A 13,833-nucleotide genomic window follows, 5' to 3' on the forward strand; every position below is an offset into this window, starting at 1 on the left:
CATAGATTCTGATTTTTGTTAGGATTATCAAATCAAGAATGAATCTTAATAATCTCAATCTTGGTATAAAAATTCTTAATCACAAGGAGAGTAGATGAAAAAAATCATCGTAACTTTGGTATCAGTTTTTGTCTTAGGATTTTCTCTTGCAAATGCGAATCCTATGAATGCTATCAATACATCAAATGTATCTGCAAGTAGTACTACTGCTCTAAGCAGTTCTGATGAAGCGATGCTTTTTGGTGGTAAAGCTAATGCGATGGTATTAGATAATGAAGAGATGAAGAATACGCAAGGCTTTGGTTTTTGGAGTTGGTTTGTGCCAGTAGCCACAGTTGGAGGCGTTGTAGGATGTGCAGCTTTATTGGGACCAGTTTGCACTCTAGGTCTTGCATTTTAATTAAACTATAATTTGGGAGATAAACATGAAAAAATTAGCAATATTTTCACTCCTAGCCCTTACCCTCAGTGTCTCTTTTGCGAGACCTCCAGTAGAGGGTGATGTGCTAGATAGTAATAACTTTGTAGTTGGCGTAGATGCTTCATTGAACGGGGTATATAGAAAAAATAACCCTTCTACCCCTTATTTGTATGGAAAAATAGATGGTCAATACATCACATACCCCACATTTGCGTCAAACTCAAAACAAAATTCAGGGCAAATTGATGTAGATATCAATCTCAATGCTAGATATGGGATATTAGATTATTTTGAAATCTACGCTAATGCAAATGGATACTACCAAAATTCAAATGTAGATAATGATTTTTATAGCTCCAAAGACATCAGCTCCAAAAGCAATATCATAAATTTTGGTAATGCCAATATCGGTTTGATGGCTACCTTATACAAGGGTGAGACTTTTCGTGTTATCATAGGAGATAATTCTGATATTATCAGCAATATGGCTTTTTATGATTTTAACTCCCAGATGAATTACTTCGGAGGGCATACATTCTTCCTCAATCTTATCACACAGAAAGTTGATGCAGATAAATTTGCTTCTTTTACTAGTCAGTTCTACTACAGGCTAAATTTGACTCAAAAATACAAATCTAGCCTAGCTGATGCACCTGATTTCAAATTCAAAAACGGTGATGAAGCTGGGGTTAGATTTTTATGGCAGTTTGGAAAAGAAAACTCCTTAGGATTCATAGGTGGAAATGTGGCTTTCAGAGCTGCAGATAGGCTTGATGGAAATAAACCTGAAATGGTGCTCTATAATGGTCAGGACTATTCTAGTATTGGAGTAGGGTTTTCGCTAGGGGGCAAAAAGGACATCAATGATCACCTAGGCTATAAAATTTCTGTTGATTTTATGAGCTATGCACTTGATTACAATACTTCTACAGTGGGTATAAACTTCGGACTTTATTTCAAATAGTTTTTTTAGATCTGCAACTGCAGGTCTAAAAACTTCTTTTCCCTTATCATATCAAAAACTTTCAAAGTCATAGAACTCATAGGGAGCTTATCAAGCTCTCTAAAATCAAAAAATTCTACCCTCTCTTGTAGATATTGCATATCTGAAATCAAATAAACTTTTACTTTCAATCTATAACGCGTATAAGAATGTCTAAATTCGCCCACAAAAGGAAAACTCAAAATTCCCTCATCTGTAATAGTTTCTACTACTCTAGGAAAATTATAAAGCCCCTTATATAGAGAAATTTCACTTTTTGCTAATGCAATCTTCCCATCAAGCACACACAAACCTAGATTCAAATCCAAAACCTCATAAGTGATTTTCTTTTTTTGCGTATAAACCAATGGTTCTTGCCATCCCTTGCACCATAGTTGCAAAGGGCAAATGACACATTTTGGGGACAATGGCAAACATACCAATGCTCCAATATCTAAAAGTGCCTGATTATGATCAAAGCTATTTTGTTGATTGAGTATCTTTTGAGCAGCTTCTTGCAACTCATTATTTTTTGGGGATTTAAGTGCAAAAAATCGGCTCAATACCCGTTTGATATTCCCATCTACAAAACTCACCGACTTGCCAAATCCAAAACAAGCTATCGCACCAGCAGTATATTCTCCGATACCGGGTAATTTTATAAGTTCTTTTGGATTAGAAGGAAGATATTTTCCACAGATTCTTGCAGTTTTGAGCATATTTCTAGCTCGTAAATAATACCCTAACCCCCTCCATAAATATAAAACCCTCTCTTCATTTGCCTCTTTCAATGCTTCTAAGCTCGGAAACTCGTTTAAAAAAGGCTCATAATATTTTCCTAGCACGGTAGCAACCTGCGTTTGCTGAAGCATAATCTCACTCACATATACCCCATAAGGAGCATTTTCTCCTTTTAAATTTCTCCATGGCAAATCCTTGCGACCATTTGTTTTATACCACTTCAATATCTCATCATGCACAGATTGTAATGTTTTTGCTTCCATATTCTCTATCTTATGTTTTGACATATCAAAATTATATCTATTTTGTCTATTTGAATCATTCAAATTAGAATTAAAAATTTAACTTTTTATTAATGTTACTTTTAGTAAAAGTATATCTCTTATCCACTATTTGCGAAGCATTGCAACAAAAAATGATTAGATTTTATTACAAACACATATTGAATTTTCATAAAATATCGAAAATTTATTAAAACACAATATGTGTATGATAGTATTTAAAACATAAAATTTAAATGCTAAGGATAAAAAATGGGTATCATTGTTGGATTTCCAAGAATCGGCGAACACCGAGAACTTAAAAAGTCTTTGGAAAGTTTTTGGTCAAATAAAATTTCTGAAAAAGATCTTGAGCAGAGTGCCAAAGAATTGCGTTCTAAGCACTGGTCGTATCAAAAAAACTTCGAGTATGTGAGCGTGAATGACTTCAGCTTGTATGATAATATGCTAGATTTAGCCTATATGCTTGGAGCGATTCCACAGAGGTTTAGAAAATTTGAGGGATTAGAACTTTATTTTGGAATGGCTAGAGGCATAAAAGATAGCGTAGCTTGTGAGATGACAAAATGGTTTAATACTAATTATCACTATGTCGTCCCAGAACTGAGTGCGAAAGATAACTACAATATCAACATCACAAAAATACAAAACGAATACAAAGAAGCTAAATCCTTAGGCTATCGACCAAAAATAAACCTCATAGGTCTTTTTACTTTCGTAAGCCTTTCTAAGATTGTCGATGATTCTAGCTTTGAAAATGTATTTGAAAATGTCAAAAATGCTTATTTCAAATTGCTTGATAATCTCAAAAGTTTGGATTCCTCAATACTTATACAGTTTGAAGAGCCTATTTTTGCCAGAGGTGAAGACAAAAGATTTTACAGCAAAATCAAAGATGTTTATAACCAAATCGCAAAAAAAGGATTCAAAACAATCGTAACCACTTATTTTGAACACAGCACAGAGGCCACAGAAATACTCTCTCAGAGCGATATAGATGGAATTGGGCTGGATTTTTTATACGGGGATAAGAATCTAACCTCCCTAGAAACCATCGCCAAATCTGGTAAAACACTCTATGCAGGGGTGATTGATGGTAGGAATATTTGGATAGCAGATATTGATGCTAAACTCGAACTGCTACAAAAAATCTCAAGCAAAATTCCTAAAGATAAAATTATCTTAAGTTCGAGTTGTTCGCTTTTGCACACTCCTTTTAGCAAAGATTCTGAAACAAAAATGAATGCACAAGCACTATCTTGGCTAAGTTTTGCAAAAGAAAAAATTCAAGAGCTTGAACTCTTAGAATCACTCTTTAAAAATGGTATCAATCCATCTAATGAAGAAAAATACAAACAAAATAAAGCCATCAATGATGACAGAAAAAAATCTTCTAAAATAGGCGATGTCAATGTTCAAGAAAAACTCAAAAAACCTCTCAAAACAAACCGAGAAGTAGCCTTTAAAGAGAGAATCAAGCTTCAACACAAGGAGCTAAACTACCCTCTATTGCCCACCACCACAATAGGTTCATTTCCACAAACTCCAGAACTTAGGGCATTAAGACAAAATTTTAAAAAAGAACAAATCAGCATCGAAGAATATGAAAAAGGAATAAAACACTATATCAACGAATGTGTTGCATTCCAAGAAGAAATCGGTCTTGATGTACTCGTACATGGAGAGCCTGAACGAAATGATATGGTTGAATATTTTGGCGAACAACTCAAAGGGTTTGTATTCAGTGAAAATGGATGGGTGCAAAGCTATGGTAGTCGGTGTGTCAAACCCCCTATCATCTATGCTGATGTCAGCAGACCTTCACCAATGACCATAAAATGGGCAACTTATGCACAAAGTCTAACAAAAAAGATAGTCAAAGGAATGCTTACAGGTCCTGTTACAATCCTGAATTGGTCGTTTGTTCGCGATGACATTCCTAGGAGCGAAGTATGTAAGCAAATAGCACTAGGAATCGCTGATGAAATCGACGATCTGCAAAATGCCAACATCAAGATCATTCAAGTAGATGAAGCAGCTTTTAAAGAAGGTTATCCTCTGCGAAAAGAAAATATCAAAACCTATGAAAAATGGGCATTGGAGTGTTTCAAAATCTCAACAAGTATTGCAAAACCGCAAACACAAATCCATACCCATATGTGTTATAGCGAATTCAACGACATCATTAAAACTATCGAGGATCTTGATGCAGATGTCATCAGTATCGAAACTGCTAGAAGTGGAAATGAACTGTTGAAAATTTTCGCTCAAGTAGGGTATTCTCATGAAGTAGGTCCGGGTGTATATGATATCCACAGCCCAAGAATCCCTACTCAAGAGGAAATTATTCATCAGATAAAACTCCTACTTGAAGTATTGCCAAAAGAACAGCTATGGATAAATCCTGATTGTGGGCTAAAAACTAGAAAATGGGAAGAAGTCAAACCATCTCTAAAAAACCTCGTGTTAGCCACAAAACACATCAGAGAAAATGCTTAAGGAAAAAAGATGATAGAGGAATGTGTTCATAAGCTCTTAAATACAAAGTTTCTTAGCTATGAAATCAATCCTCCAAAAGCATCACAGATAGGAGAGGAACTGCTAGAGAAGCTAGGAAATTGGGATGGATTTGATGCAATTATATGCACGGACGCCCCACTAGCGAGATTTAGACACTCTCCCATACTTAGTGCTATCAAACTCCAAAATACTCTAAAAAAACCTGTCATTGCTACCTTAAATATGAGAGATAGGAATTCTATAGCACTGCAAGGGGATATTTTAGGTGCGAATGAATTTGATGTAAGAATGTTCCTCACCCTCACAGGCGACCCTATCAAGCTTGGAGATCAGCCTGAATCAAAAGGCGTTTTTGAGGGCAACAGTTCATTATTGGTAGAAATCATCAAAAACTTCAACCAAAACAAAGACTTGAACCAAAATCCTATCAAAGGAAATATAAAACCAATCTACCCTTTTGGTGTTATCAACTCGCACTCAAACAACCTCCTAAGCCTAAAAAATAAAATGCGCCGCAAGATAAAATCAGGTATCCTGGCTCTATTTACCCAGCCAGTATATGACATAGAAAATGCAAAATATCTCTTAGAATTCTGTGAAGAAATAAACAGAGAGCTTCAAACAAACGCAAAGCTTGTCTTTGGATACTTCCCTATCCTCAAATATAAGACTGCACAGTTTCTCTACTCAAAATTACCCGGTGTTTTTGTGCCTCAAATATGGCTAGAAAAGCTAGAAAAGGCTCATCAAAAAGGAGAAGAAGAGGAAGAAAAAGTAGGCTTTGAACTGAGCAAAGAACTCTTCAAAAAACTCTATGACACTCACCATAAAATCCATTTTATGAATTCTAACAAAATCGACCTAGCAAAAAAAATACTGTCTTAAAAAATCAAAATTTGATTAATGCCATAGTGCTATTCCCAAATTCTAAAATATGAACTTATAACCGAACATAAATGGGAGAGGGTGATAGATATGAGGTAAATCACTACTGCCATTAGCACCTAGATTTACAATAAAAATGGTATTTTAGATATAACTTCCATTCTATGATGTTGAGATAAAAACAAAGAAATCCCGATTTGAGCTGAAGCGGCTGACAAAATAGCAAATGTTGATCCATTTTTATTTAAAAGCTCATCATCTGAATAAATGATATTCACCCCTCCTTCAACTCCACCAAAGAACCCTAAACTATTGTTTCCGAACTTTGATGGCATCTAGCAATAAATCCAATCCTAGATTAGCTCCTATGATACTAGAAGGGTATTTTATGAGATTATTACTTTGATTGACAAGTGTAGTTCTTCCATATCCTCCTGCTAGAAACCATCTGAAACCTACATAGTTATTCTTATCAAAATGATGTTCTGTCCCTAGATTGATATCAAAGAGATAGCCATTACCTAAGTAGGCATTTTTTGTAAAAGATCCAGGTGTTACTATTGTGTTTGTTCCTGTATATGTAGTTTTATCTTCTGTCTTCACATCTACTTTATCCATAGAATATCCCCCATCAATTCCTAAGAAGAACCTAGCATTAGCTAAGCTAGTGAGTGAAGATAAAACAAGCAAGATTGCTAATAGATTCTTTTTCATTTGAAATACTTCCTAATTATCAAACTTAGAACACATACTTATAGCCAAGCATAAATTGGAGGGGCTTGTAGATATTTTCATCTCCATTCAGAGTATATACAGGTATTTTTGTAATAAACTCTATTCTATGATGATCTGCTAGGAATAATGAGAGACCTATACGAGCTCTAGCTTGAATTTCGGGCGTATCAAAAATAACAGTATCTTTTTGCATACTAAAAACATTCAACCCTGTAGCCTCAATCCCACCAAATAACCCCACACTATTATTACCAAACTTGATCACATCTAATAACAAATCCAATCCTAGATTAGCTTCTATGATAGAAGAAGGGTATTTTATAAGATTGTTGCTTTGATTGATAAGAGTGGTTCTTCCATATCCTCCTGCTAGAAACCATCTGAAACCTACATAGTTATTCTTATCAAAATGATGCTCAGTTCCTAGATTGATATCAAAGAGATAGCCATTACCTAAGTAGGCATTTTTTGTAAAAGATCCAGGTGTTACTATTGTGTTTGTTCCTGTATATGTAGTTTTATCTTCTGTCTTCACATCTACTTTATCCATAGAATATCCCCCATCAATTCCTAAGAAGAACCTAGCATTAGCTAAGCTAGTGAGCATTGATAGAGTAAGCAAGAGTGTTAATAATAGATTCTTTTTCATTTGATAACTCCTAATTGGGATTTTAAATTTTAAATCACTTGGAATTATATCGGAATTGAGAGAAAAATATTTAGTCATTATTTTTAATAATAATTTAATAATTATTTATCTATAATTGACAAAGTTGATTTTGAATATAAACTATTTTGGAGGCTTAGTTATGTTTTTCTCACATTTCATTAAACAATCCATATCTATTTTAATAACATTCTCACTTTTGTCTTCTCAAACACTTTTAGCCATTGAAAACATCCCTACTCCAAACATAACTAATAATCCATCTAATATTCAAACTCCTCCTAACACTCCTAATGCTAATACAGCAAAGAATATCACTCCTCCTATCATCATAGACACCTCCATTACCCCTAACAATCCTAGCTTAGATAAAGCTAGAAATAACATTGATATTGTCAATATCTCTACTCCTAATGATGCTGGAATCTCTAATAATTATTTCAAAGAATTCAATGTTTCTAAAAGTGGATTAATATTTAATAATTCAAAAGATTTGATAACTTCTACAGAATTAGCAGGACTTATCAATGGTAATAGCCATCTTAAAGACAAAGAAGCTTCTTTGATACTCAATCAAATCACAGGCAATCATATTTCAGAACTACTAGGCTATATGGAAATAGCAGGTAAGAGTGCAGATCTCATTATTGCTAATCCTAATGGAATTTCTTGTAATGGATGTGGATTTATCAATAGCTCTTCTGCTACACTCACTACAGGAAGTATTTCTTTAGAAGAACTCAATCGTTTAAATGATCTAAGGGATTTAAGCAAACATCTCAATATGATGGTGCAAAGAGGACATATCAACATAGAAGCATTAAATGCTTCTAATATTCCTACTTTAAATATCATAGCTCAATCACTCTCTGTTAATAAAAACTTACTAACAAACAAACTCAATATCATCTTAGGAAATAACAAAGTAGGGATAGATATATCTAAGAATGCTTCCATTCTTCTATATGAACCTGTAGAGATTCCTATAGATTCATATAATATTAATGATAATGATTCAAACAATCAATCAAATATAAATGATTCTAATGATTCAGATAATCATTTAAATTCAATTAATGATCCAAACCATACAAAAGAAGATAAAGCAACATCTAAAACCAAAACAGCTTTGGCTTTAGATGTTGCTTATCTAGGTTCTATCCTCTCTCGCTCTATTTATCTAGTAGCGACTACTGAAGGAATAGGAGTGAAGAATAGTGGAAGAATCGCTACTATTGCATCAGAGCAAGAAGGAGATGGGGGATTTGTTATCAATGTCAATGGTAAAGTAGAGATAGCTAAAGCTAAAGAAGCTTATGAAGCTTACAAACAAGAACAAGAGAGAATCAAAGAATTACAAGCTAGTAATGATATAAGTAATAAGAATTCAAATGTTAGTAACAATAATTCAATCAGTTCTAATAATGATGATTTGAATATGAGAAATTCAAATAGCCTCAATGATAACAATCACTCTAATATAAATGATACTAATACCAATACAGCAAACATATTCAATATCAACTCAAACCACACCATCTTAGATACTCCAACAGATACTTTTATTCCTCCTTCAATACTAGCATCTAAAGACCTCTCTATCACTGCAAAAGAACTAGAGAATCACTCTATTATCTCTAGCAATGGAGATTTAGATATCAAAGCAGAGAGTGTGAATAATCTAGGGAGTTTAAAGTTAGAGAAGGTGATCATCAAAAGAGAACATCATAATAGTTGGTGTGCAGATGAAAGCAAAGGAACTAGAGATTGTGGATCTGATACCAATCACACCACTTATGATTATGATAAAACCATCACAGAAGATAGGCTCAAAGCAAACACTTATGATCCTGCTATCATCACTGCTAAAAACATTCATATCAAAGCAGAGAATCTCACTAATGATACAGCTATCCTTTCTGCAGAAGATAAGCTTAGCTTAGAAGTAACTAATATTGTCAATACACAACCTATTCCTAAGAGAGTGATAAAGAAGGTAGGGGTAGAGAGACATTATGATAGACACGGAGGATATTGTGGAGGCAGAATGTTTGGGTTTGGAAAACACGATTGGAATTGTCATAGTCATACCGACACTTATGATTACACACCCTCTGCTAGTATCTCCTCTATCTCCTTAGATCTCCCTAGCATTGATACCCACTCTATCCTCTCTAACTCTGAAACCATAAACAAGCAAACCCTCTCATTAAATCCTATCTCTTATGTAATAGAAACAAATCCTCTCTACATTACTAAAGATACTTTCATCTCTACTAGAACCTTTCAATCCTATCTCTATGATAGTTTTATTCCTTCTCATCCTCTAGCAGATATAAGAGGAATGATAGATTCTATCAACAAGAATACACAAGATTCTATCAAATATCAATTCTCATTGAATAGAAATGATTTAGCTAATCTAAATAGTTTTAATAATCCAAACAATCTAACTAATTCAAACATTTTTAGCAATTCAAGCAATCTAAATAACTTCAATAAGCTAAGCAATTTAAATAATTCAAACAATGCTTTAGCATTGAATAACAAAGATGATTTCAATCATACTTCTTATAACAACAAAAACAATGAAAACCTATACACAGATGATTCTATCATTTCAGATCAAAATAATTCTAACACTCTAGCTTACTTAGATTCTAACTCCAATGATTCTAAAGACTCTAGTTTAAATAAGACTTCCAACTCCAAATCATCTAAAACTAACTCTAGCTCATCTGATTTATCTAACACTTCCAAATCCAAAGATGATTCCAACTCTTCCAATTCCAAATCCAACTCTAAAACTTCTTTAGCTGGTGCTATCACATCAGGAATCTATGGCAAAGACATTTCTTTGATTTCTACTCACACCAAAAACTCTTCTAACATCAAAGGAAATAAAGTCTCTATCAACTCTAAATTCCTCCTCAATCAAAACGGAACTATTGTCGCTAATAACCCTAGCAAAAGTGAAACTAACACTCCAGACAACTCTCTAGCTAATGTAGATAGCACAGCAGGGAATTTTCTCATCTCTGGAGAATCTTTTAAAAGCATCAGTTCCACCATCAAAGCTAAAAATGCTTATTTGAATTCTGATTCTACAGAAATCACCTCAGGAACTAATAGTATAGAATTTTCTTATCACAAACCTATTTCTAAAGTTTTTGCTCTATCTGGATTTAAAAACTCTAAGCCCATCTACTCTTCTTCTAACACCTCTTTGGACGCTCTTTCTTCTATCCAATCAGACAATCTCTATATCAAAGGAGAAAAAATAGCAATCAAAGGCAGTGATATTGCGACAAAAAATAACCTCTTTATCGATGCGAAAAATTTAGATATTTCCGCAGTCAAACTCTCTTCTAGCTACAGCGATAAGACCCAATCTCATAGCAATACAACCTCTCTAACCTCTTCTTTACAAGCAAAAAATATTTCTATCAACACCACAGGAGATGCAAACCTCACTTCTGCAAACTTACAAGCTAAAAATGATATTACTCTAAATGCAAAAGGCAATATCTCTTTTAATACAGCCTTGAATCACTCTATGGACAAAACCATCATCAAAGATTATTCACAAGGTGATATGAGCAAAGGAGATTTCACTTCCATCACCACAGCCACCACTACCACTCACACTTCTGATACCCATCTAAACAATCAACTGATGGCTAAAAATATTCATATCAACTCTAACTCTTCTATAGATGCTTACAACCTTTCTATCAAAGCAGATGATAAAGTCTCTATGAATGCCAAAGACAACATCACTTTAAGCAATCTAGCTGACAACTCTTCTACTGACATACAAACCCATCAAGAAACCTCAGGATTTAAAATCTCTTCTGAAGGAGATAGCTATTCTGCTTCCTTTGGCAAACAAACCACTCATACCCATCAAAATTCTCAAGCTAGTATCCATAAAAAAGAAAATATACAAGCTTCTTCTATCTCTATTTCTTCAGGCAAAGACATCTCTATAGAATCTAGCAATCTTATTGCTAGAGATGGAGATATTTCACTTGATAGCCTTCATAATATCTCTATCTCTTCTTTAGAAGATAAGCACTCCTTTAGCAAAGAAACAAAAACCACTTCTAATAGCTTTGGTATCTCTATCCCCAAATCTTATGTAAATGAAGTAGCCAATGCTTCTGCTAAATCAACTATGAACTCACTAGGAAAAGGATTGCAAACACTAGCAGATAAGCTAGATCCTAGCAATTCTGAGAATAAAAATTCAATCAATCATCCAGGTCTGCTTAGAAATCCAGGAAAATGGCTAGAAAAACGATCTGATAAAATTAAATCCCCCTACCTCTCAGAGATTGATCATCTTGAAATTGGAGTAGGCTTTGGCCATAAAAGCAACTCAAGCAATACTTCTTCTTCAAATACCCAAGCTTCAAGCTCAAATCTATCAGGAAATAACATACTTATCAATGCTAAAAACAAGGCTGATATCATCGGTTCAAACCTCAATACCAAAGATGACATCAATCTTACTGGAAAAGATGTAAATATTATTGCTGCTAATAATCAAAGCTCTAAATCTATCAGCACAAGTTCTGATGATTTTAATACAAGCCTCTCTATAGATGTAGGCAAAAACACAAAGGCAAAAGCAGATATTTCCTATAATCACACACAAAGCAAAGATTCTTCTTGTAAAATCACCCACACAGCTTCTAATCTCTCTTCTAAAAACCTATCTATCAACTCATCAAAAAACACTCTCATAAAAGGTTCTAATATCAATGCAACACAAGCTTCTATCCAAAGTGAATCTTTAAATGTTTTAGCTTCAAAAGATTCTTTTACTTCTACTTCCAAAGATAATAGCTTTTCTGCTTCAATGGGAGGAGGATTCAATCTCGCTTCTTTGGATTTGGGGATAAATATTTCTAGTGCCTCTGGTTCTAAAGAAACCACCACTTATAATAATGCTGCACTTAATATAAACAATCTCAAGCTCACTACTGAAAAAAACCTCAATATTAAAGGAGGCAACATCAATACAGTTAATTTACAAGCAAATATCAAAGGAGATATGAATATACAAAGCCTCCAAGATACCCACACAGCCTCACAAAACAACACACATTTAGGAGCTTCTATCAATACAAGCTCTCTTAAAAACACTAAGCCTTCTTTTGGAAATTCTCCTATGAACTCTGATACAAAAAATGTCAAAAATCAAAGTGGCATCAATGCGAAGAATTCACTACAAATCAATATAGCAAATAACACAGATTTAAAAGGAGCTTATATCAATACAGAAAATAATCAAAAAGATAAGACTCTTTCTTTTACTCTTAGCACCCGCACACTCTCTTTTTCTAATATAACCAACTCTTCAAATATAAAATCCTTTAAAGGAGTGAAGGGTTATCAAAAACAAAACCATACTTCTAAAACCCTAGCAAGTATCTCTAATAACATTGATTTAGAAGAAAAAGCAAAACATAAAAAAGATGAAACATCCAATATTCATAGAATATCCCCCGATAATCAAACCCTAAAAGAAGTCTCTCTCCTTCAAAATGAAGACAAAAAAGAACCATCAGTGTTTGATGCTTTTGTTAATATATCTATCAAAACTCAAGACATAGCCAATAAAACATTCAACCAAAGCTTCAAACAAAATATGAAAGATGTCTATACATTCACCAAGCCATTAAATGATTCACTCATCAATATTGGAGTGAGTAATATTGCAACTGCAGGAAAACATCTTATTGAAAATAAAGAACATCAAGCTCCTAAAAATATATTCAAAAATGCTTGGGAAAATACTAAAAAAGAAAGCAAAGATGCATTAGGTGGATTTGTAGATAAAGTATTGTGGGAGTAGGGAATGAAGTTTATATGGAAGTTAAAAGATTATAAATTCAGTCGATTTCAATCAAAGGAGTATTTATAAAAAAGAATCTATTAGCAATCTTGCTTGTTTTATCTTCACTCACTAGCTTAGCTGATGCTAGGTTTTTCTTAGGAATAGATGGTGGTTATAGTATGGATAAGATAGATGTGAAGACAGAGGATATCAAAGGTTATGGTGGAAGTATTATAACACCTGGATCTTTCACAAAAAATGCTTATCTAGGTAATGGCTATCTCTTTAATATCAATCTAGGCACAGAACATCATTTTGATAAGAATAACTATGTAGGTTTCAGATGGTTTCTAGCAGGAGGATATGGAAGAACTACACTTATCAATCAAAGTAATAATCTCATTCAATATCCTTCGAATGTCATAGAGGCTAATCTGGGATTGGATCTTTTGCTAGATGTGATTAAGTTTGGAAATAATAGTATAGGATTGTTTGGTGGAGTTGAGGGAGGGGTAAATGGAACAATATCTGATGCTTATTACTATGATAGGCAATGTGACAAATACCCTACTTTTCCATCAATTTCCCCTTCAGTTTTTGGTCGTGTAGGGGTATCGTTATTATTGGCAAATCATCATAGAGTAGAGTTTGTTACAAAAATACCTATTTATGAGCTTGATAACTCTAGTACAGATTATGCGGACAAACGCTACAAATCGATAAAATTTATGTTTGGCTATAAATTTGTATTCTAGA

At 33.8% G+C, this 13,833-nt stretch carries 10 protein-coding genes; 6 read left to right on the forward strand and 4 right to left on the reverse strand.

Annotation, left to right across the window (positions count from 1 at the left end):
* The first annotated feature begins 94 nt into the window (after positions 1-94).
* Together Q5I06_RS05545 and Q5I06_RS05550 are read left to right on the forward strand one after the other, a co-directional pair.
* Positions 95-400, forward strand: a complete 306-nt coding sequence (locus Q5I06_RS05545) for a hypothetical protein (RefSeq protein ID WP_305517183.1) — start codon at positions 95-97, stop codon at positions 398-400.
* Between the two features lie 25 nt (positions 401-425).
* The gene (locus Q5I06_RS05550; RefSeq protein WP_305517182.1) at positions 426-1,385 is read left to right on the forward strand and encodes a hypothetical protein; all 960 of its coding nucleotides are present in this window, start codon (positions 426-428) and stop codon (positions 1,383-1,385) included.
* A 5-nt stretch (positions 1,386-1,390) separates the two neighbouring features.
* On the opposite strand, the gene Q5I06_RS05555 is transcribed toward Q5I06_RS05550, so the two are convergent.
* The gene (locus Q5I06_RS05555) at positions 1,391-2,407 is read right to left on the reverse strand and encodes an A/G-specific adenine glycosylase (protein WP_305517181.1); all 1,017 of its coding nucleotides are present in this window, start codon (positions 2,405-2,407) and stop codon (positions 1,391-1,393) included.
* 270 nt (positions 2,408-2,677) lie between these two features.
* Here Q5I06_RS05555 and metE point away from each other — a divergent pair, with 270 nt between their 5' ends.
* Positions 2,678-4,924 carry a 5-methyltetrahydropteroyltriglutamate--homocysteine S-methyltransferase gene (gene metE / locus Q5I06_RS05560; protein ID WP_305517180.1) on the forward strand — a complete coding sequence of 749 codons (2,247 nt, stop codon included), beginning with the start codon at positions 2,678-2,680 and terminating at the stop codon, positions 4,922-4,924.
* Between the two features lie 9 nt (positions 4,925-4,933).
* Positions 4,934-5,830 carry a methylenetetrahydrofolate reductase gene (locus Q5I06_RS05565; protein ID WP_305517179.1) on the forward strand — a complete coding sequence of 299 codons (897 nt, stop codon included), beginning with the start codon at positions 4,934-4,936 and terminating at the stop codon, positions 5,828-5,830.
* A 125-nt stretch (positions 5,831-5,955) separates the two neighbouring features.
* Here Q5I06_RS05565 and Q5I06_RS05570 read toward each other — a convergent pair whose 3' ends face one another.
* The 3 genes from Q5I06_RS05570 to Q5I06_RS05580 are packed head-to-tail and all read right to left on the reverse strand — an operon-like array spanning position 5,956 to position 7,214.
* Positions 5,956-6,165, reverse strand: coding sequence for a hypothetical protein (locus tag Q5I06_RS05570; protein WP_305517178.1), 210 nt, complete (start codon positions 6,163-6,165; stop codon positions 5,956-5,958).
* Positions 6,140-6,544 (reverse strand): outer membrane beta-barrel protein, encoded by a 405-nt coding sequence (locus Q5I06_RS05575; RefSeq protein WP_305517177.1) that lies wholly within the window; start codon positions 6,542-6,544, stop codon positions 6,140-6,142. Before Q5I06_RS05575 ends, Q5I06_RS05570 begins: the two co-directional genes overlap by 26 nt.
* A gap of 25 nt (positions 6,545-6,569) precedes the next feature.
* Entirely contained in the window at positions 6,570-7,214 is a 645-nt protein-coding gene (locus tag Q5I06_RS05580) for an outer membrane beta-barrel protein (protein ID WP_305517176.1), read from the reverse strand.
* A gap of 160 nt (positions 7,215-7,374) precedes the next feature.
* On the opposite strand from Q5I06_RS05580, the gene Q5I06_RS05585 reads away from it, so the two are divergent.
* The gene (locus Q5I06_RS05585) at positions 7,375-13,095 is read left to right on the forward strand and encodes a hemagglutinin repeat-containing protein (protein ID WP_305517175.1); all 5,721 of its coding nucleotides are present in this window, start codon (positions 7,375-7,377) and stop codon (positions 13,093-13,095) included.
* An 89-nt stretch (positions 13,096-13,184) separates the two neighbouring features.
* A complete protein-coding gene (locus tag Q5I06_RS05590; protein ID WP_305517174.1) occupies positions 13,185-13,832 on the forward strand; it encodes an outer membrane beta-barrel protein in 648 nt (215 codons plus the stop codon).
* The last annotated feature ends 1 nt before the right edge of the window (position 13,833 follow it).

Origin of the sequence: Helicobacter cappadocius (genome assembly GCF_030688855.1) — a bacterium.
Classification (GTDB): Bacteria; Campylobacterota; Campylobacteria; order Campylobacterales; family Helicobacteraceae; genus Helicobacter_J; species Helicobacter_J cappadocius.

What these genes read in the sequence shown, in the direction of transcription:
- Q5I06_RS05545 (WP_305517183.1), top strand. Translation starts at nt 95, where the DNA reads ATGAAAAAAATCATCGTAACTTTGGTATCAGTTTTTGTCTTAGGATTT.
- Q5I06_RS05550 (WP_305517182.1), top strand. Translation starts at nt 426, where the DNA reads ATGAAAAAATTAGCAATATTTTCACTCCTAGCCCTTACCCTCAGTGTC.
- Q5I06_RS05555 (WP_305517181.1), bottom strand. Translation starts at nt 2,407, where the DNA reads ATGGAAGCAAAAACATTACAATCTGTGCATGATGAGATATTGAAGTGG.
- metE (WP_305517180.1), top strand. Translation starts at nt 2,678, where the DNA reads ATGGGTATCATTGTTGGATTTCCAAGAATCGGCGAACACCGAGAACTT.
- Q5I06_RS05565 (WP_305517179.1), top strand. Translation starts at nt 4,934, where the DNA reads ATGATAGAGGAATGTGTTCATAAGCTCTTAAATACAAAGTTTCTTAGC.
- Q5I06_RS05570 (WP_305517178.1), bottom strand. Translation starts at nt 6,165, where the DNA reads ATGCCATCAAAGTTCGGAAACAATAGTTTAGGGTTCTTTGGTGGAGTT.
- Q5I06_RS05575 (WP_305517177.1), bottom strand. Translation starts at nt 6,544, where the DNA reads ATGAAAAAGAATCTATTAGCAATCTTGCTTGTTTTATCTTCACTCACT.
- Q5I06_RS05580 (WP_305517176.1), bottom strand. Translation starts at nt 7,214, where the DNA reads ATGAAAAAGAATCTATTATTAACACTCTTGCTTACTCTATCAATGCTC.
- Q5I06_RS05585 (WP_305517175.1), top strand. Translation starts at nt 7,375, where the DNA reads ATGTTTTTCTCACATTTCATTAAACAATCCATATCTATTTTAATAACA.